The following is a 19,551-nucleotide window of genomic DNA, read 5'->3' as shown; positions in this document are numbered from 1 at the left end:
ACCCTGGGATCGCGGTGCGGTTGTATCCAGGTGCGCCCCTGGTGCGGGACCGGGGCGGACACCGTCCCGGGGGGCGACGTGAGGAAATCGACGTTGTGGAGCGCCGTCGCGCTGGCCGCAGTGTGCACGCTGACAGGCACGACCGCGCAGGCCGCGCCGGCCGGGATCGCGCGGGTCAGCACGGACACCGGGGGCGGCCAGCTGGCGGGCGCGTCGAGCGGCGCCACGGTCAGCGCCGACGGCCGGTACGCCGCCTTCCTCTCCGCCGACCCGACGGGCGGCTACGACACCCGTCTGTACGTGAAGGACCTGCGCACCGGCGCGCTGAGCCGGGTGCCCGAGGATCTGCTGTACACCACGCACGCGGTGATCAGTGCGAACGGCCGGCGCGTCGCGTACTCCGACGGCAACCGCTATCCGAAGCCGTACGTCTACGACCGCGCGACCGGAGAGACCCAGCTGCTGTGGCCCGCGCAGCTGCCCGACGACAGCCTGTACGAACTGGGCGAGGCCGCCGCGATCAGCGCCGACGGACGCCATGTCGCCTACACGATCGGCAATCGCCACGGTGACGAGTACGCGCGGGTCCTCTACGTCCGCGACCTGGCCACCGGCACCGACGAGCGGATCTCGCCGGTGCCGCCCACGGGCATGATCACCGGCGCCTCGCTCAGTGCCGACGGCCGCACCGTCGCCTACGGACTGCTCGTGCGCGGCGACCGGGGCGCCGCCGTCCAGATCTACAGCGAGAACCGGGACACGGGCGGGACGCGCCGTGTGGATACCGGGGACCCGGCCGGACTCGTCCGCCTCTCCACCGACGGCCGCAGGATCCTGTTCGACTCCACCGCGCAGGACGGGACGACGGGCGCGTACATCCGAGATCTGCGCACCGGCGCTGTCCGGCGGATCGCCGACACCGAAGCCGCGGCCGCCGACGGCACCCTGCGGCACGTCCTGCTGACCGAGGACACCGGCCCGGTGCTGCTCGACCGGCGCACCGGCGCACGGCGCTCCGCCGGACCGGCGGGATCGACCGCCCTGCCCGGCGCGGTGACCCGGAACGGCCGAGCCGTCGTCCTCGCCTCCACCGCCGAGGATCTGGTGCCCGGCGACACCAACGGCGTCGCGGACGTGTTCGTCGTACGTCCGAGCTGACCTTGTAGCCCAGTGCTCGCATCCTGAGACACCCTGTGAGCACGGGGGCGGTATGTGCCAGACTGCCCCCGTGCTCTCGTTCGCCACGATTATTGGCAGCAGGCGCGCCGGTCCGCAGTGACCGCCACGTACGACCAGGTACGGGCGGACACCGTCGTTCTCGACCCGCGCGCAGACCTCTCGCACCCGCGAGGGGTTTTTCGCATTTCTGGCCCACCATCAGCCGGGAGTGCAGCGCGAGGGATCATTGGGGGACGGTGGAGCCGGTCATTCCGGTAGACCGAGTTCAATACAGGAGCCTTGAGACCATGACGGAAACCAGCGAGCTCGACGATGCGTTCCACGTCTTCGACACGACACTGCGCGACGGCGCGCAGCGCGAGGGCATCAACCTCACCGTGGCGGACAAGCTGGCCATCACGCGGCACCTGGACGACTTCGGGGTGGGCTTCATCGAGGGCGGCTGGCCCGGCGCCAACCCCCGCGACACCGAGTTCTTCGCCCGCGCCCAGCAGGAGATCGACTTCAAGCACGCCCAGCTCGTGGCCTTCGGAGCGACCCGCCGGGCCGGTGCCAAGGCCTCGGAGGACCCCCAGGTCAAGGCACTCCTGGACTCGGGGGCCCCGGTGATCACCCTGGTCGCCAAGGCGCACGACCGGCACGTGGAGCTCGCCCTGCGCACCACCCTGGAGGAGAACCTGGAGATGGTCCGCGACACCGTCTCCCACCTGGTCGCCCAGGGCCGCCGCGTCTTCGTCGACTGCGAGCACTTCTTCGACGGCTACCGCGCCAACCCCGGTTACGCCAAGGCGGTCGTCCGGGCCGCCGCGGAGGCCGGAGCCGACGTCGTCGTCCTGTGCGACACCAACGGCGGCATGCTCCCGGCGCAGATCCAGGCCGTGGTCGCCACCGTCCTCGTCGACACCGGTGCCCGGCTCGGCATCCACGCCCAGGACGACACCGGCTGCGCCGTCGCCAACACCCTGGCCGCCGTCGACGCGGGTGCCACCCACGTCCAGTGCACCGCCAACGGCTACGGCGAACGCGTCGGCAACTCGAACCTGTTCCCCGTCGTCGCGGCCCTGGAGCTCAAGTACGGCAAGAAGGTGCTCCCCGAGGGCGCCCTGCGCGAGATGACCCGGATCTCGCACGCCATCGCCGAGGTCGTCAATCTGACCCCTTCCACCCACCAGCCGTACGTGGGGGTGTCGGCGTTCGCCCACAAGGCGGGCCTGCACGCCTCCGCGATCAAGGTCGACCCGGACCTGTACCAGCACATCGACCCCGAGCAGGTCGGCAACACCATGCGGATGCTGGTCTCCGACATGGCGGGCCGCGCCTCCATCGAGCTCAAGGGCAAGGAACTCGGCATCGACATCAGCGACGACCGCGAACTGGTCGGTCGCGTCGTCGAGCGGGTCAAGGAGCGCGAACTGCGCGGCTACACCTACGAGGCCGCCGACGCGAGCTTCGAACTCCTGCTGCGCGCCGAGGCCGAGGGCAAGGCGCGCACGTACTTCGAGGTCGAGTCCTGGCGGGCCATCGTCGAGGACCGCCCCGACGGCAGCCACGCCAACGAGGCCACGGTCAAGCTCTTCGCCAAGGGCGAGCGCATCGTCGCCACCGCCGAGGGCAACGGCCCGGTCAACGCCCTCGACCGCGCCCTGCGGGTGGCCCTGGAGACGCTCTACCCCCAGCTCGCCAAGCTGGAGCTGGTCGACTACAAGGTCCGCATCCTGGAGGGCAAGCACGGCACGTCCTCCACCACCCGCGTCCTCATCTCCACCTCCGACGGCACGGGGGAGTGGTCGACGGTAGGCGTGGGGGAGAACGTCATCGCCGCCTCCTGGCAGGCCCTGGAGGACGCGTACACCTACGGACTGCTGCGCGCGGGCGTGGAACCCGCGTCGTAACCCTCCTCGAACGCGGGAGGGGCGCGTGCTCGAACGCCGGAGAGGCCGAGAACCGCACCCCTCCGGCGTTCACCGCGCTTCAGCCCCTCCGGCGTGCCGGGTGTACCGGGCGTGCCGGACGGTTACTGGAGATGCCACTTCTGGTTGGCAGCCCCCGTGCACGACCAGATCTGTGCCCGCGCGCCGTTCGCCGACGAGTTGTCCGTGACATCCAGACACTTGTTGGCCGCCGTATTCACCACATCACCGGTGGCGGAGTTGTACGACCACTGCTGTGCGGCGGTTCCGTTGCAGTCGTACAACTGCACCTTCGCGCCGTCGGCCGTCGACCCCGATGTGACGTCGAGGCACTTCCCGAGCGAGCGCACCGATCCGTCGGTCTGGACCGTCCAGGACTGCGCGGCGGACCCGTTGCAGTCGTAGAGCTGGACCGCCGTGCCGTTGGCGCTCGAACCGCCCGCCACATCCAGGCACTTGCCGGCCAGCCCGACGAACGCCCCCGACTGACTGCCCCCGCCCGACTGCGTCCCGGACCAGGTGAACGTCGCCGACGTCTTGCCCGGAAGTGAATAAGTCGCGTGCTGGCCACCCCAGTTGATGGTGACCGACTTGGCGGCCGAGCCGTCGTTGTAGGCGATCAGCGCCTTCGACCCGTCCGGGTTGCGCCAGGCGACGTTCGGGACGGCCGAGGACGCCGTGGAGGCGATCCGCTGCGCCCCGGGCCGGACGAACTTCGTGAGATGCCCCATCGTGTAGTACTCGACCGTGTAGTCGACGGTCCCGCTCGCCCCGTCCCCGTTGTGCACGGTGATCAGCCCGGTGCAGGTGCCGCAACCCCCGTTGTGCGGGCCCTTGTTCTGGTCCACGGCGAGCGACCACTTGGTCACCGACTTCGCCCAGTTCCGGGTGTAGTCGACGATGTTGAGCATGTCCTCGCGCTGCTGGTTGGCGATCCAGGTGCCGCCGGAGTGCTCGGTCCCGAAGGCGTCGAGGCCCGGGTACTGGTTGTGCACGCTCGTCTGCTTGGTGACGTCACCGCCGTACCCGTGCCACGCTATCCCGCCGAAGTTGGGGTTCGAGCGGACCGCCGCGTCGTCGACGGTCTGCGCGGCGTAGGAGTCGTACACGTCCCAGTTCCAGTCGTGCGCCAGCACCTTCGTCGACAGACCGGACGCGTTGAGTTTCGGCAGCAGCTCGCTCTTCGTGAAGTAGGCGAGGCCCGAGGCGTTCCAGCTCATCGACGGATAGCCGGAGCAGCACGTCGGCTCGTTCTGGGCGGTCACGTACGACACGGGAACGCCCTGATCCTTGTACGCCTGAAGGTACTTGACGAAGTACGAGGCGTACGCGCCGTAGTCCTCCGACTTCAGCCAGCCGCCGTTCAGCGAGCCGCTGTCCTTCATCCAGGCCGGTGCCGTCCACGGCGAGGCCATCACCGTCAGGGCGGGATTGAGCTGGAGCGCCTGCTTGGTCAGCGGTACCACGTCCGCCAGGTCGTGCGCGATGGAGAACTGCGCCAGGTTCGGGTCGCTCTGCCCGGCCGGCACGTCGTCGTAGCTGTAGCCGTAGCGCGCGAGGTCCGAGGCACCCATCGGGTTGCGCAGGAAGGAGAGCCCGATCCCGTCCGTCGGCGAGAACAGTTTGCGCATCGTCGCGTCGCGGGTGCTCTGCGACAGCGCGCCGCTGCTGTTCATCAGCCAGGCCGCGGTGTCGGTGAAGGAGGCACCCCCGCCGGTGAAGGTCTGGTACCGGGTGTTCTCGTCGACGGTGATGTTCTCGCCGCTGCCGCCGCTGCCCGACTGGAAGGCGAACGGAGCCTGGGCCTGGAGCCCGCGTACGACATGGCGTCCGCCGTCGTCGTCCGTCGTCGTCAGATAGGTGGTGACCTGTTCACCGGCGGCGTGCGCGGGCGTGGCCGCCGTGAATCCCGCGGTGGCGAGCAGCCCGGCGACGATCAGCCGGACCGCCCGAGTGGATCTCCTGGTGGATCTCCTCATGGAGCGCCGCCCTTCTGGGGTGGGGGGGTGGGGGGCGTGCGAGGCGTGAGTAAATGACGACTGGGGGCCCACGTCAAGGGGTTGCGCGTTCATAGTTTGAAGGAACAACTGCCCTGATCCAGACGTGACTTGAGTGTGTACCGGTTCTGACGTGAAGTCTTGACGGGTTGCCGTGACGTCAGTTAACTCACGCCGTGATCTAAGTCGTAAGAAGAGCAAGTGATCACGAGAAGCACGTCTTCAAGAAGCACGTCATCTCAAGAAGCACGTCGTCCGAAGAACGTGACAGTCGAGGGGGGAACCCATTGACCGGGCTCGATCGGAATTCCGTACGAAGAACCGCTCTGCTGGCCGGTGCCGTGCTCATCGCCGGACTGCTGCCGCTCGCTTCGGCGGGAACGGCGGCGGCCGATGATCCCGCGCCCGTCCCGGTCGACCGCTTCGAGGGCGAGGTGCCCTTCGCGAGCCAGCCGGCCGACGGCATCTTCACCTGGGGCAGCGACAGCGACGACCCGCCGAATCTCGCCCTGACCGCACGGTCCGACGCGCCCGAGGGCGCCAAGGTCCTCACCGGCGACTACGACATCAGCGGCTACGGCGGGTTCACCCACGACTTCGCCGCCGGCCAGCCGGCGCACGACTGGTCCGCGCACAAGGGCATCCGCTTCTGGTGGGACGGCCACGACAACGCCAAGAAGATCGCCTTCGAGATCAAGGACGGCGGCGCCAACGGCGAGGCCTCCGAGCTGTGGACGACCTCCTTCACCGATGACTTCACCGGCTGGAAACAGATCGAGATCCCCTTCGCCGACTTCACTTATCGCACGGACTACCAGCCCGTCGGCGGTATCGACCAGGTCCTCGGCCTGACGCAGATGTGGGGATACGCCGTCACCCTCCCGGTCGGCGTCCAGGGGCAGTTCGCCATGGACGACGTCGAGCTGTACGGCAAGGCCGACCAGTCCCTGCGCGCCTCCGTCACCACCGACGCCGCCGTCTACCCGGTACGGGAGGGCGGCACCGCCGCCGTGCGGGTCTCCGTCGCCACCACCGGCTCCGCCCCGATCGACGAGCCCGTGACCGTCGGATACGAGAGCGCGGGCGGCACCGCCGAGCCGGGCAAGGACTACACCCAGGTCAAGGGTGAGATCACCTTCCCGGCGGGCACGACGTCCGGCGCGAGCCGCACCATCACGGTCCCGACCCTGCGTGACCGGTCAGCCGAAGCGGCCGAGACGATCCCCCTCAAGCTCACGGTGACCGGCGCCAAGGCCCCCGCAGAGACCCCGCAGGTCGTCATCGACGCCCACGGACTCCCGTACCTGGACCCGAAACTGCCCGTGAAGAAGCGGGTCGCCGACCTCGTCTCCCGGATGTCCCTGGAGGAGAAGGCCGGACAGATGACCCAGGCCGAGCGCGGCGCGATCGGCGCGGGCGGCGACATCGCCTCCTACGACCTCGGGTCGCTGCTCTCCGGCGGTGGCTCCACGCCGACCCCCAACACCGCCGAGGCCTGGGCGAAGATGGTCGACGGCTACCAACTGCGGGCACAGGCAACGCGGTTCCAGATCCCGCTGATCTACGGCGTGGACGCGGTGCACGGCCACAACAACCTCGCCGGCGCGACGGTCATGCCCCACAACATCGGCATCGGCGCCACCCGTGATCCCCAACTGGCGGAGCGGACAGGCGCGGTGACCGCGTCCGAGGTCCGCGCCACCGGTATCCCCTGGGACTTCGCCCCCTGCCTGTGCGTGTCCCGCGACGAACGCTGGGGCCGTTCCTACGAGTCCTTCGGCGAGGACCCGGCGCTCGTCCAGTCCATGGAGACGATCGTCCAGGGCCTCCAAGGCGCCCGCAGCGGCAAGGACTTGAAGGACGACGACAAGGTCCTCGCCACCGCCAAGCACTTCGTCGGTGACGGCGGCACCGGGTACGGCACGTCCACGACGGGCTCGTACACCCTCGACCAGGGCGTCACCAAGGTCACCCGGCAGCAGCTGGAGGCCGTTCACCTGGCGCCCTTCCGGACAGCGGTCGACCGCGGTATCGGCTCGGTCATGCCGTCCTACTCCTCGCTCGACATCATCGGCGACGGCCAGGGCCCGGTGAAGATGCACGCCCGCGCCGACATGATCAACGGCGTGCTCAAGGGCCGGATGGGCTTCGACGGCTTCGTCATCAGCGACTGGAACGCCATCGACCAGCTCCCCGGCGACTACGCCTCGCACGTCCGCACGTCCGTCAACGCGGGCGTCGACATGATGATGGTGCCGTACTCGTACAAGGACTTCCGCACGACGCTCATGGACGAGGCGAACGCCGGCCGCGTCAGCGAGCGGCGGATCGACGACGCCGTGTCGCGCATCCTCACCCAGAAGTTCAAGCTGGGCCTCTTCGAGAAGCCGTACGCGGACACGAGCGGCGCCTCGAAGATCGGCTCGGCCGCGCACCGGGCCGTGGCCCGGCAGGCGGCCGCCGAGTCCCAGGTCCTGCTGAAGAACACGGACGGCGTACTGCCGCTGAAGAAGTCTCAGAAGGTGTACGTCGCCGGTTCGAACGCCGATGACATCGGCAACCAGACGGGCGGCTGGACCCTCACCTGGCAGGGCTCGTCCGGCAACATCACCAAGGGCACCACGATCCTCCAGGGCATGCGGAACGCCGGCGGTGACGTCACCTACTCCAAGGACGCCTCGGCACCGACCGGCGGTTACGACGTCGGTGTGGTCGTCGTCGGCGAGACCCCGTATGCGGAGGGCGTCGGCGATGTCGGCAACGGCAACGACCTGGAGCTCACCGCGGCCGACAAGGCCGCCGTCGACAAGGTGTGCGCGGCCATGAAGTGCGCGGTGCTGATCGTCTCGGGCCGCCCGCAGCTCATCGGTGACCGGCTCGGCGCCGTCGACGCCCTAGTTGCCTCCTGGCTGCCGGGCACCGAGGGCGACGGTGTCGCGGACGTCCTCTACGGAAGGCGCGCCTTCACCGGGCAGCTCCCGGTCACCTGGCCGAAGTCGCAGGCCCAGGTGCCGATCAACGTCGGTGACACCTCCTACGACCCGCAGTTCCCGTACGGATGGGGTCTCACGACGCTCAGGAACGTACCGGGCGGCGGCACGGCCACCCTCCGGACGCTCGCCCTGGTGGCCTCGGCGGCGGAGCGGTCCGGTGCCGACGAGATCGCCCGCACGGCCGTGACGAAGGCCCGCCTGCTCGTCCAGCGGAAGATCGGCCCGTCGATCACCGCGGCGAACGCGGGACCCTTCGCGGACGCGGACCATCTTCTGCTGACCGGCCACTACGCGGAGGCGGTGGCGAAGCTGACGGAGGCGTACCGAGCGGGGTGAGGAAAAGCGTGGAGGGCCGGCCGGGGCTGAGCACCAGCCCCGGCCGGCCCGCGTTCCGGTCCCTGCTCGTTACGGCACGGTAGGTGCGGCGGGTGCGGCGGGTGCGGCGGGTGCAGCCGGCTCGGCAGGTGCAGCCGGTGCGGTCGTTGCCGTCGCCGCGGCGCTCCGGAGTTCCTTGGCCGCCTTGCGGGCCTGCAGGGCCTTGACCACGGTGTGCACGCGGATCGCGGTGAACACGAGCACCGCGGCACCGAGGAGCGCGCCGAAGGCCGACCCGTCCCGCGCCGCGGCGTAGAAGAGAGCGCCGCTGAAGGGGATGCCGACGGCGATGAGCAGCGGCTCGCGAACCCAGAACGGGAGAACGCGAATGATGAGTCCGATCATCCGGTCACTTCATCAGGTTCATGCCAGAAATCGCTGTGATGGAGGCCATAGTTCCGACAGGTGGAACCGAATCGTTTCGGGACGCCGGCCCATTGCCGATGCCACGACGGGCGGGCTCGGCACCGAGGAGTTCGGCCGGCCCCGGCCGCGGCGGGACGTCACCCTCCCGATGTCCAGTTTTGCTCTGGTTCGGGTAGCTTCAAAGGCATGAGGGCCGTAAGCACCCGAGGACTTCCGGGCCTGTTGGTCGCACTGATGCTCGCGGCCCTGGCGATGGTGTGGTTCCCGGCGCCCCGGGCCGACGCGGCGACCGACGTCTCCACCGTCGCGGCGGCCCTGCGAAAGGGCCCCGTCTATGTGGACCCGGCCGCCTCCGCCCAACTCTCCTCGTCGGAGGCCGACGCCCTCGCCGCCAAGATCAAGAAGGCGGACAAGCCGGTCTTCGTCGCCGTGCTCCCCGCGAACTTCCCCACCCAGAACCTCTTCCAGAACCTGCGCACCGCCACCGGTATCACCGGCCTCTACGAGATCAGGCTCGGCGACCGCTTCGACGCACGCGCCGACTCCTCGGTGATGTCCCGCCCGGCCGTGCAGAACCTCGTCACCAGCGTCCAGGGCGTGTCGGACGCGAACACCCAGCTGAACGAGTTCACCGACCGCGCGCTCGCCAACATCCACGGTTCGGCCCCCGCGAGCTGGGGCGGCGGCACGAACGGCACAGGTGTCTCGGCGGGGGCGCTCATCGCGGTGGGCGCGGTGGCCGTCGTCGGCGGCGCGGGCGCTTACACGGTCGTGCGCCGCAACCGGCGCCGCAAGGAGGAGGAGCAGCGGGCGGCGCTCGACAGGCTCCGCGTGGTCGTGGACGAGGACATCACCGCCTTCGGCGAGGAACTGGACCGGCTCGACTTCCACCCAGCGGAGGCGGGCGCAGACGACGCGATGCGCGCGGACTACGAACGCGGGCTGGACGCCTACGAGCAGGCGAAGTCCTTCATGGCCAAGGCCCGGCGCCCCGAGGACGTACGCGCCGTCACCCAGTCCCTGGAGGAGGGCCGCTTCTCGCTCGCCGTGCTCGCCGCGCGCCGCGAGGGCCGCCCGGTCCCCGAACGCCGGGCGCCCTGCTTCTTCGACCCCCGGCACGGCCCGTCCGTCGCCGACGCGGCCTGGACACCCGCCGGGGGCGCAGCCCGCGAGGTCCCGGTCTGCAAGGCGGACTGGATCCGCCTCGTCGGCGGCGAGGACCCGGCGATCCGCGAGGTCGAGACGGACCACGGCCGCCGTCCGTACTGGGACGCGGGCCCGGCGTACGGCCCCTGGGCGGGCGGCTACTTCGGCGGCGGCGTGCTGCCGGGCCTCCTCGTCGGGACCGTGCTCGGCAGCATGATGGCGAGCCCCGGGTACGGGGCCGCCTACGGCACCGGCTACGGCGACTTCGGCGGCGGTTACGGCGGCGGCGACGTCTCCGGTGCCGACTTCGACCCCGGCGACTTCGGCGGCGGCTTCGGGGACGGCGGGGGAGGCGACTTCGGTGGCGGCGGAGACTTCGGCGGCGGCTTCTGAGCGGCGCCGCGCACCGGGCTTGACCGCCGCCGGCGCTGGGAGCGGCCGGGGCTGTGCCGCTGAAGGTGGTTCGTCGGGTTCATCGGGTCCAGCTTCTCGGGGATGTCGCTCTCGAGCCGCTTGCCGGTGACGCCGGTGATGTCGTTCTTCAGGGTGTACGCGGTGCGGCTGGGCGGGTGAAGTGACGGCGCGCCTGGAGCGGCCGGGCGGGAGAAGCGGCGGCGTGCGGACATGGGAGCGCCCGCCCTCTCCGTACGGGGAGGGCGGGCGGGCGCGCTCGGGATGTCGCCGGAGCGAACGGGTCGGCCGGTGTGGGCCGACAGGGGCCGGTGCGGGCCGGTGACTCAGGCCGCGTTCTTGATCGCCGAGATGTCGAAGTTCAGCTTGATCTTGTCGGAGACGAGGACGCCACCGGTCTCCAGGGCCGCGTTCCAGGTGAGGCCCCACTCGGAGCGCAGGATCTCGGCCTTGCCCTCGAAGCCCACGCGCTCGTTGCCGAACGGGTCCTTCGCGGAGCCGTTGAACTCCAGGTCGATGGTGAGCTCCCCGGTGGTGCCGAGGATCTCCAGGTCGCCGGTGATCCGGTAGTCGTCGCCGCCGAGGGCCTCCACCTTGGTGGAGCGGAACGTCATCGCCGGGAACTCGTCGGTCTTGAAGAAGTCGGCGCTCTTGAGGTGGCCGTCGCGGTCCGCGGAGCCGGTGTCGATGCTGTCCATCTTGATGTCGAGGGAAGCCGTCGACTTGGCCGGGTCGCCGCCGTCCAGGTGCAGCGTGCCCTCGAAGTCGTTGAACTTGCCCTTGACGTTGGTCACCATCGCGTGCCGGGCGACGAAGCCGATCGTCGAGTGGGCCGGGTCGATGGCGTACTCGCCGGTCAGTGCGGCCAGGTCCGGGCTGACCGCCGTGGCCGTCGCGGTGCCCGCGGACTCGGCGGTGTCGGTGGTCTTGCGGCCGAAGATGCCCATGAGGTGCTCCTAGGGGGGACGGGCCGCGGTTCCGGTGAGAGCCACGGCGTCAGTCTGTTTAATGTTCAACGAGATGAACAAGGGCAACCGTAGACCTATTCCGTTCAACATTCAACATCATCCGGAGAGTGGCTCGCGCGTCACGGTGGGTTACACGTGTCCGCCTTCTGGCGAACGCGCGTAGAACTCGGGCACCATCTGCGTGCACCCCCTGCGCAGCCGCCCCACAGGAATCACGGCCGTATGTCCGTACGGCCGCCCGACGGTCCTTCGCAGGAAAGGTCCCCCCAGATGAAACTCAGGTCCGCGCTGACCGCTCTCGCCCTCGTCGTGGCCCCCGGTGTCGCCGTCGTCGGCACCGCCACCGATGCCTTCGCCGTCACCAGGATCAGTCACGCCACCACGACCTCGATGTTCCGCCAGGTCGGCATCACCTGGTCCTCCTCCGGCAACTGCTCCGACCGCAACAACTCCACGTGTACGTCGTTCGAGCAGCTGAACCTCGCCACGGCGCAGGGCGCCCAGACCCTCAAGGGGGCCAGTGGCTGCGCGCTCAACATCACCGGCGGCACCGAGACCGGTCACGCGAGCGGCACCTACTCGCACTGGAACGGCTACAAGCTGGACTACGGCAAGAACACCTGCGTCACCGCCTACATCAAGAACACCTTCAGCTACATAGGCCTGCGCGGCGACGGTGCCCCGCAGTACCAGTCCGGTGCCGGCAACATCTACGCCGACGAGGGCAACCACTGGGACGTCCTCTACTACAACTGCGGCGGCTGCTGAGCCGACGCCCGCGGGGTGCGCGGACCGCCGAACGAGGGTCCGCGTCACCCCGGTGATGGCATGTGCCACTCATGAATGTGAGGCGGCTCTCGGCCGAACGGTTTGTGTGATCTCAACAAGCCCGAGCCCCCCTGGGCAGTCGGATTGCCTGCATGTGATGGCGGTTCTGTTCAGGGGCACCAGGAAAACGGTCCGGAGACTGTGCAGAGTCGACGGGCATGTTTCCTTGGTGGACTTCGTATGGTCGCTACATGACCGTTTTGGACGAGGCCGACACCGCCAGCTCCACGAGCTCCACAGGTGAACCGACGGACGCGCGCGGACGTGTGGCGGAACTGCACGCGATCCGTGCGGAGGCGCTGCGCGGCCCCAGTGAGAAGGCGACCGAGGCGCAGCACGCCAAGGGCAAGCTGACCGCCCGGGAGCGCATCGAGCTGCTGCTGGACGCGGGCTCGTTCCAGGAGGTCGAGCAGCTTCGCCGGCACCGGGCGACCGGTTTCGGCCTGGAGGCGAAGAAGCCGTACACGGACGGTGTCATCACCGGCTGGGGGACGGTCGAGGGCCGGACGGTCTTCGTCTACGCCCATGACTTCCGGATCTTCGGCGGCGCGCTGGGCGAGGCCCACGCCACGAAGATCCACAAGATCATGGACATGGCCATCGCGGCCGGTGCGCCGCTGGTGTCCCTGAACGACGGCGCGGGCGCCCGTATCCAGGAGGGCGTCTCCGCCCTCGCCGGCTACGGCGGCATCTTCCAGCGCAACACCAAGGCCTCCGGCGTCATCCCGCAGATCTCGGTGATGCTGGGCCCGTGCGCCGGCGGCGCGGCCTACTCGCCCGCGCTCACGGACTTCGTGTTCATGGTCCGCGAGACCTCGCAGATGTTCATCACCGGCCCGGACGTGGTCAAGGCGGTGACCGGCGAGGAGATCACCCAGAACGGCCTGGGCGGCGCCGACGTCCACGCGGAGACCTCCGGCGTCTGCCACTTCGCGTACGACGACGAGGAGACCTGCATCGCCGAGGTGCGCTACCTCCTGTCGATGCTCCCGCAGAACAACCGCGAGAACCCGCCGCGGGCCGCCTCCGCGGACCCGGCCGACCGCCGCAGCGAGGTGCTGCTGGACCTGGTCCCGGCCGACGGCAACCGCCCGTACGACATGACCAAGGTCATCGAGGAGCTCGTCGACGACGGCGACTACCTGGAGATCCACGAGCGCTGGGCCCGCAACATCATCTGCGCGCTGGCCCGCCTCGACGGCATGGTCGTCGGCATCGTCGCCAACCAGCCGCAGAGCCTCGCGGGTGTCCTCGACATCGAGGCATCCGAAAAAGCTGCGCGCTTTGTCCAGATGTGTGACGCTTTCAATATCCCGATCATCACGTTGCTGGACGTGCCTGGGTTCCTCCCGGGTGTCGACCAGGAGCACGGCGGGATCATCCGGCACGGCGCGAAGCTGCTCTACGCGTACTGCAACGCGACGGTGCCGCGGATCTCTCTCATCCTGCGCAAGGCGTACGGAGGTGCCTACATCGTCATGGACAGCCAGTCCATCGGGGCGGACCTCACCTACGCCTGGCCGACGAACGAGATCGCCGTGATGGGCGCCGAGGGTGCCGCCAACGTCATCTTCCGCCGTCAGATCGCCGATGCCGCCGATCCCGAGGCGATGCGCGTCCGCATGGTCAAGGAGTACAAGGCCGAGCTGATGCACCCGTACTACGCGGCGGAGCGCGGCCTGGTCGACGACGTCATCGACCCCGCCCAGACCCGCGAGGTCCTGATCAAGTCGCTCGCGATGCTGCACACCAAGCACGCGGACCTGCCCTCCCGCAAGCACGGCAACCCCCCGCAGTAACCCTGCGGATTCTCCGCGGTACCCCCGCGGAAACCTCTCTCATGGAGACTGAAACCTATGAGCAACGCTGACATCCGCGTCGAGAAGGGCCACGCCGAGCCCGAGGAAGTCGCCGCCATCACGGCGATCCTCCTGGCCCGTGCCGCCGCCGCTCCCACTGATGCCGCTCCTGCCCACCGCGCCCACCGTAAGGCGGGCTGGCGCCGTCTGGAGCGGGAGCCCGGCTTCCGGGCACCGCACAGCTGGCACTGAGGGTCTGACTCCGACAGCCCCGTCCTCCCGATGGAGGGCGGGGCTGTGGTGTGTCCTGGAGGCCGCGGACGCCCTCCAGGGCCAACAGGCGGCGTTCCGGCGGGCGTTCGGTATCCCCGGCCGTCTCGCCGCTCAACGGGGCTGTACGGGCCAGGAGTTCGGCCGTAGCCCGTCGCAACAGGCAACAGGCAACAGGCAACAGGCAACAGGCAACAGGCAACAGGCAACAGGCAACAGGCAACAGGCAACAGGCAACGGCCCCTGCTTCTCCGGGTGGAGAAGCAGGGGCCGTTGCCGCGGAAGCGGGATGTGCTAGCGGAGGCGCGCCATGAGGGCGTGCTCGACCAGCGTGATCAGCGCCGACTTCGCGTCCGCGCGGTGGCGGGCGTCCGTCGTGATGATCGGGGCGTCCGGGCCGATCTGAAGGGCCTCGCGGACTTCCTCGGGCTGGTACGGCTGGTTGCCGTCGAAGCCGTTGAGGGCGATGACGAACGGCAGGCCGCTGTTCTCGAAGTAGTCGACCGCGGGGAAGCAGTCGGCCAGACGCCGGGTGTCCACCAGGACGATCGCGCCGATGGCGCCGCGGACCAGGTCGTCCCACATGAACCAGAAGCGGTCCTGACCGGGCGTACCGAAGAGGTACAGGATCAGGTCCTGGTCGAGGGTGATACGGCCGAAGTCCATGGCGACGGTCGTCGTCTTCTTGTCGCCGGTGTGCGTGAGGTCGTCGATGCCCGCCGAGGCGGACGTCATGACGGCCTCGGTGCGCAGCGGGTTGATCTCCGAGACGGCGCCGACGAACGTGGTCTTGCCCACGCCGAAGCCGCCCGCCACCACGATCTTCGCGGACGTGGTGGAGCGGGAAGGCCCTCCGCTAGAGCTTGCGAAGTCCACTGAGCACCCTTTCGAGCAATGTCACGGCTGGCTGGCCGCCGGCGCTCTCGTCGCCGCCCGGCTGATGAATGGCGACCAGGCCCGCCTCCGCCAAGTCGGCGACGAGGATCCTGGCAACACCGAGAGGGATGGTCAGCAGAGCCGAGATTTCGGCCACCGACTTGATCTCCCGGCAAAGGTTGCAGATCCGCTGATGCTCGGGCAACTGGCCCTGCATCTGGTGCGGCTGCGCGGTGGTGTGCACCAGTGCCTCGATGGCGAGCTGGTAGCGGGGCCTGGTGCGGCCACCCGTCATGGCGTAAGGACGCACCAGGGGGTTGCTCGACGACCCGGCGGGCGACGGCTCGGGTGAGCGTCGCTGCGGTTGTACGGGCTGAATACGCGGTGCCGGCGGCTGGTCGTAGGGAGACGGCCCGGGGCCCTGCGGACCCTGGGGCGGGTAAGGCTGCTGCCGCTGGCTGGGCGCGGAGGGAAAGTTGTACCGGTTCGGGTTCTGGGAACCCTCACCCTGGCCGCCCTGCCCCTGGCCGGGGCCGTACGACCAATTGCCCGAAGACGAACCGCCTGGGGGTGTTACCACTTTCTCTCCTCCTCCGACTGTGCCGGGCACCCAACGTGTGGGACCGCGTCCCGAAACCTTACGGCCCCGGGACGCCAATTCGCACCGTCTGTCTATTAGTTGAGAAGGCTGCCCTGGAGCTCCGCACGAAGATCCGGAGTGAGGACCGTGCCGGCACGGTCCACCAGAAGCGCCATCTCATACCCAATGAGACCGATGTCCGCCTCAGGGTGTGCAAGTACTGCGAGTGAAGAACCATCCGAAACGGACATGAGGAAAAGGAATCCTCGCTCCATCTCCACAACGGTCTGGTTCACGTGGCCACCCTCGAAGATACGGGACGCGCCCGCGGTCAATGAGGTCAGACCGGACGCGACGGCCGCCAACTGGTCGGCGCGGTCGCGGGGAAAGCCTTCGGACATAGCCAGAAGGAGTCCGTCGGCGGAGACCACCACTGTGTGGGACACCCCGGGGGTGTTGTCCACGAAGTTGGTGATCAACCAGTTCAGGTTCTGTGCCGCCTGGCTCATCGGGCTCACACTAACGCTCCTGGTTGTAGGTGCTGTCAGGACCGAGGCCCTGACCGTTCGTCTCACTACCTGCATTGCGTCCCCGCTCCACGCCGCGACGCAGGTTGCTCAGCCTGCCCCGGACGTCCTCAGGAGCACGGGAGACCTGGGGGCCGCCCTGGGGGGTCGATTCCGCGGTTCCCTCGACCAGGTTGGCCTTGGGCACCCGCCGCGGCAGACCGGACGAGGTGACCCCGCCCGCCTTGGGCTTCTTGAGCTGCTCGGCGCGCTGCCACCGATCGTCGTTGGACGATCGCCAGTCGTCGCCCGCGCTCCGGGAGGGTGCGGGCGCCGCCTGCTTCCTCGCCGGTTCGGCGGGGCGCTGGCTGTTGCCGCCGGTGGGGGCTCCGCGACGGGGCAGTCCCGCGTCGGTCATCGCGTGGGCGGCCGAGGGGGCCGGTCCCGGACGACTGAAGCCTACGCTGTCCTGCCCGGCCGCGTCAGCGACCTGCGGGGATCCCGCTTCCGGAGCGTAGTCGGGCCGGTACCCGCCCTGGTACGCGTCCTGGTACGTGTCCTGCTGCGGCCAGTCGTCCTGGTAGGACGGCTCACCGAAGCCGGACAGCGTTTCCGGGGCGGCGCCGCCCACTCCCGCGGGCTCCGGCTGGACCGGCTCCGTGTACGAGGGTTCAGGGTAGCCGCCGGTGGACGGGAAGTACGCCTCGTCGTACGCAGCCTGCTGCGGCTCCTCGTACGACGTCTGCTGGTCGTACGTGGTCTGCTGCTCCTCGTGCACACCCTGGCCGCCGTCGTACGCCGGGGCACCGTTGAAGGACGGCTGTCCGTTGTCGTACGCGGGCTGGGCCTCGAAGCCCTCGGTGTACGCCTGGGGGCTCTCGACGGCCTCCACGCCCTGCGCCTGGGCCTCCAGGGCCGCACGGCGCTCCTCGCGCATCAGGGAGCGGCCCACGGGGTCCAGATCGCGGGCGTCGTCCGGGACCTCGTAGCGGCTGTCGTCGAAACCGAGGTCCGCGGCGGTCAGCACGGGCTTCTGCTGCTGCAGGCCCGCGAAGCTCTCGCCCTGGAACGACGGCTGCTCGGGAATGATCTGGGACACGGTGAACTCGTCGCGCATCGGCTGGTAGTCACCGCCGCCACCGTGGGTGATGGCGTCGGGGAGCATGACCAGCGAGGTGGTACCGGCCTGCTCGCCCGAGGGGCGCAGCTGGACGCGGATGCCGTGGCGGTCGGACAGCCGGCCGACCACGAACAGGCCCATGCGCTGCGAGATCGCGGCGTCCACGGTCGGCGGGTTGGCCAGTTTGTGGTTGATGTCCGCGAAGTCCTCGGCGGTGAGGCCGATGCCCTTGTCGTGGATCTCGACCATGATGCGGCCGTCGGGGAGACGGGTCGCGGTGACGCGGACCTTGGTCTGCGGGGAGGAGAACGTGGTCGCGTTCTCCAGGAGCTCGGCGAGCAGGTGCACGAGGTCGGTCACGGCGCGGCCGTGGATCTCGGCCTCCGGGACACCCGAGAGCTCGATGCGCTCGTACTGCTCCACCTCGGAGGAGGCGGCGCGCAGCACGTCGACCAGCGGGACCGGCTGGTCCCAGCGGCGGCCGGGCTCCTCGCCTGCGAGGACCAGGAGGTTCTCGCCGTTGCGGCGCATACGGGTCGCGAGGTGGTCCAGGCGGAAGAGGTTCTCCAGCTGGTCCGGGTCGGCCTCGTTGTTCTCCAGGTCGGTGATCAGGGTCAGCTGGCCCTCGATCAGCGACTGGTTGCGGCGCGAGAGGTTGGTGAAGATCGCGTTGATGTTGCCTCGCAGGAGGGCCTGCTCGGCGGCGAGTCGTACGGCCTCGCGGTGGACCTGGTCGAAGGCGCGGGCGACTTCGCCGATCTCGTCCGTGGTGGTGATCGGGATCGGCTGCACGCGGGTGTCGACCCGGCCGGGGTCGGTGCGCGAGAGCTGGTCGACCAGCATCGGCAGACGCTGCTCGGCGACATTGAAGGCGGCGTTGCGCAGCTGGCGCATCGCACGGCTCATCTGGCGGGCCACCATGCCGGCCAGGATGAACGCGGCGAGCAGGGCGATCACGACGATGGCGCCGGTGATGAAGGCGTCGGTCTTGGCCGTGTCGGAGATGTCCGCGGCCTCGGCCACCGCCTTGTCGGCGAGGTCCGACTCGATCTGGCGGTACGCGTTGTACTTGGCGGTGTTGACCGCCATCCAGTTCTGCGCGGTGACGCCTCCCGCGGCCAGTGTGGCGCGGTCGCTCTCCAGCGGGGACTTGAGCTGTGCCAGAGCCGTGACCATGTCGGTCGGGTTCGACGGCGGCTTCACGTAGTTCGGGTCGGCGGCCGCGGCTTCCCGCGCCTTCGCCGTCAGGTCCGACTTGATCGCCGCCTGGGCCGCTTCGAGCTTGCTCGCGTCGGCCTCGGTGCCACCACCGATGTACTCCTCGACCGCGATGCCTTCGAGGTAGGCGTACGAGGAGAGGGCGACACGCTGGCTGGCGAGGCTGCTCAGACCGGGACCCGGCTTGATCAGCATGTGCATGCCGATGGACCGCTCCAGCGACAGCGCGGCCTTGGACAGCGAGATCGCGTAGACCGTACGGCCGTAGCTGGTGATGTTTCCGGTGCCCAGACCGAGCTCGTTGGCGAACTCCATCAGCGGGTGCTGGATCTGGAGGTAGCCCTCTTCGGTCTTCACACCGGGAAGCTTGGTGGTGTACGCGAGGTTCCGCAGCTGCTCGAGACCGGGCTCGACATTGCGGAAGACGGCGAGGCGGCGCTCCAGGCCGGGCGTCTTCGGCATGTTCTGGGCGGCCTGGTCGAACGCGTCCGCGGCCAGGTCCGTCTGCTTGCGGACCTTGACGACCGTGGGGTCCTTCTTGCCGGCGCCGCTCAGCAGCGGGTAGGCGCTGAGGTCACGCTCGACGAACAGCTTGTCGCCGTAGTTCAGTGCCGCCTGCACCAGGCGCGCCGTCTTCTCGGCGTCCTGCGCCTCCTGCCAGGTGTCGATCGAGCTCTTCACCTGGAAGCCGCCCATGACCAGGCCGACCACCACGGGTATGAGCAGGATCGCGTTCAGCCTGGTCGGCACGCGCCAGTTGCGCGGGGAGAAACGACTCCCGCTCGGCGCGGGCGCCGGCGTGGGCTCCGGGCCGGGCATTTGTGCGGGCGCCGCTCCGCGCGGCGGCGGGGTGAAGTTGCCCCGTGCCGACGGCTCGGGACCGTTCATGCTTCGCCTCACTCGACCAACAACCTCTCGGCGTCGGCACCTACGTTGTGCCGCGGTATCTACCAGCGCCCTTGACTACTGGGCAGTTCAGCGCATTCCAGCACGTCAAGCGGCGCCCTTC

14 protein-coding genes are annotated in these 19,551 nt (G+C 69.4%); 7 read left to right on the top strand and 7 right to left on the bottom strand.

What is annotated here, in order from left to right; genetic code table 11:
* The first annotated feature begins 78 nt into the window (after window positions 1-78).
* Together ACFYR3_RS19170 and cimA are read left to right on the top strand one after the other, a co-directional pair.
* Entirely contained in the window at window positions 79-1,158 is a 1,080-nt protein-coding gene (locus ACFYR3_RS19170) for a TolB family protein (RefSeq protein ID WP_389283956.1), read from the top strand.
* A gap of 308 nt (window positions 1,159-1,466) precedes the next feature.
* Complete coding sequence (gene cimA / locus ACFYR3_RS19165) at window positions 1,467-3,071, top strand: citramalate synthase (RefSeq protein WP_355856403.1); 1,605 nt, start codon at window positions 1,467-1,469, stop codon at window positions 3,069-3,071.
* 122 nt (window positions 3,072-3,193) lie between these two features.
* Here cimA and ACFYR3_RS19160 read toward each other — a convergent pair whose 3' ends face one another.
* The gene (locus tag ACFYR3_RS19160; RefSeq protein WP_355856406.1) at window positions 3,194-5,068 is read right to left on the bottom strand and encodes a lectin; all 1,875 of its coding nucleotides are present in this window, start codon (window positions 5,066-5,068) and stop codon (window positions 3,194-3,196) included.
* Window positions 5,069-5,373: 305 nt separating this feature from the next.
* On the opposite strand from ACFYR3_RS19160, the gene ACFYR3_RS19155 reads away from it, so the two are divergent.
* On the top strand, window positions 5,374-8,415 hold the full coding sequence (locus ACFYR3_RS19155; RefSeq protein ID WP_389283953.1) for a carbohydrate binding domain-containing protein: 3,042 nt from the start codon (window positions 5,374-5,376) through the stop codon (window positions 8,413-8,415).
* A gap of 69 nt (window positions 8,416-8,484) precedes the next feature.
* On the opposite strand, the gene ACFYR3_RS19150 is transcribed toward ACFYR3_RS19155, so the two are convergent.
* Complete coding sequence (locus ACFYR3_RS19150) at window positions 8,485-8,799, bottom strand: hypothetical protein (protein WP_389283951.1); 315 nt, start codon at window positions 8,797-8,799, stop codon at window positions 8,485-8,487.
* 207 nt (window positions 8,800-9,006) lie between these two features.
* Between ACFYR3_RS19150 and ACFYR3_RS19145 the strand changes: the two genes are divergently transcribed.
* The gene (locus ACFYR3_RS19145; RefSeq protein WP_355856415.1) at window positions 9,007-10,359 is read left to right on the top strand and encodes a hypothetical protein; all 1,353 of its coding nucleotides are present in this window, start codon (window positions 9,007-9,009) and stop codon (window positions 10,357-10,359) included.
* 344 nt (window positions 10,360-10,703) lie between these two features.
* On the opposite strand, the gene ACFYR3_RS19140 is transcribed toward ACFYR3_RS19145, so the two are convergent.
* The gene (locus tag ACFYR3_RS19140) at window positions 10,704-11,324 is read right to left on the bottom strand and encodes a YceI family protein (protein ID WP_355856418.1); all 621 of its coding nucleotides are present in this window, start codon (window positions 11,322-11,324) and stop codon (window positions 10,704-10,706) included.
* A 291-nt stretch (window positions 11,325-11,615) separates the two neighbouring features.
* Between ACFYR3_RS19140 and ACFYR3_RS19135 the strand changes: the two genes are divergently transcribed.
* The 3 genes from ACFYR3_RS19135 (at window position 11,616) to ACFYR3_RS19125 (ending at window position 14,224) form a co-directional block, all read left to right on the top strand.
* On the top strand, window positions 11,616-12,113 hold the full coding sequence (locus tag ACFYR3_RS19135; protein ID WP_389283949.1) for a hypothetical protein: 498 nt from the start codon (window positions 11,616-11,618) through the stop codon (window positions 12,111-12,113).
* Between the two features lie 251 nt (window positions 12,114-12,364).
* A complete protein-coding gene (locus tag ACFYR3_RS19130) occupies window positions 12,365-13,972 on the top strand; it encodes an acyl-CoA carboxylase subunit beta (RefSeq protein ID WP_389283948.1) in 1,608 nt (535 codons plus the stop codon).
* Window positions 13,973-14,029: 57 nt separating this feature from the next.
* A complete protein-coding gene (locus ACFYR3_RS19125) occupies window positions 14,030-14,224 on the top strand; it encodes an acyl-CoA carboxylase subunit epsilon (RefSeq protein ID WP_261709981.1) in 195 nt (64 codons plus the stop codon).
* 312 nt (window positions 14,225-14,536) lie between these two features.
* Here ACFYR3_RS19125 and ACFYR3_RS19120 read toward each other — a convergent pair whose 3' ends face one another.
* From ACFYR3_RS19120 to ACFYR3_RS19105, 4 genes are all read right to left on the bottom strand, one after another.
* The gene (locus ACFYR3_RS19120; protein WP_151472110.1) at window positions 14,537-15,118 is read right to left on the bottom strand and encodes an ATP/GTP-binding protein; all 582 of its coding nucleotides are present in this window, start codon (window positions 15,116-15,118) and stop codon (window positions 14,537-14,539) included.
* Window positions 15,099-15,698: a DUF742 domain-containing protein gene (locus ACFYR3_RS19115; RefSeq protein ID WP_356781714.1), complete on the bottom strand. Its 600-nt coding sequence runs from the start codon at window positions 15,696-15,698 to the stop codon at window positions 15,099-15,101. The genes ACFYR3_RS19120 and ACFYR3_RS19115 overlap by 20 nt, the downstream gene beginning before the upstream one ends.
* A 95-nt stretch (window positions 15,699-15,793) precedes the next feature.
* Complete coding sequence (locus ACFYR3_RS19110; RefSeq protein WP_261709979.1) at window positions 15,794-16,207, bottom strand: roadblock/LC7 domain-containing protein; 414 nt, start codon at window positions 16,205-16,207, stop codon at window positions 15,794-15,796.
* 10 nt (window positions 16,208-16,217) lie between these two features.
* Window positions 16,218-19,442: a nitrate- and nitrite sensing domain-containing protein gene (locus ACFYR3_RS19105; RefSeq protein ID WP_389283946.1), complete on the bottom strand. Its 3,225-nt coding sequence runs from the start codon at window positions 19,440-19,442 to the stop codon at window positions 16,218-16,220.
* Between the last annotated feature and the right edge of the window lie 109 nt (window positions 19,443-19,551).

Origin of the sequence: Streptomyces sp. NPDC005784 (genome assembly GCF_042871525.1) — a bacterium.
Lineage (GTDB): Bacteria > Actinomycetota > Actinomycetes > Streptomycetales > Streptomycetaceae > Streptomyces.
Note: the sequence above shows the minus strand (reverse complement) of the source record. Positions and strands in the feature narration are given on the sequence as shown.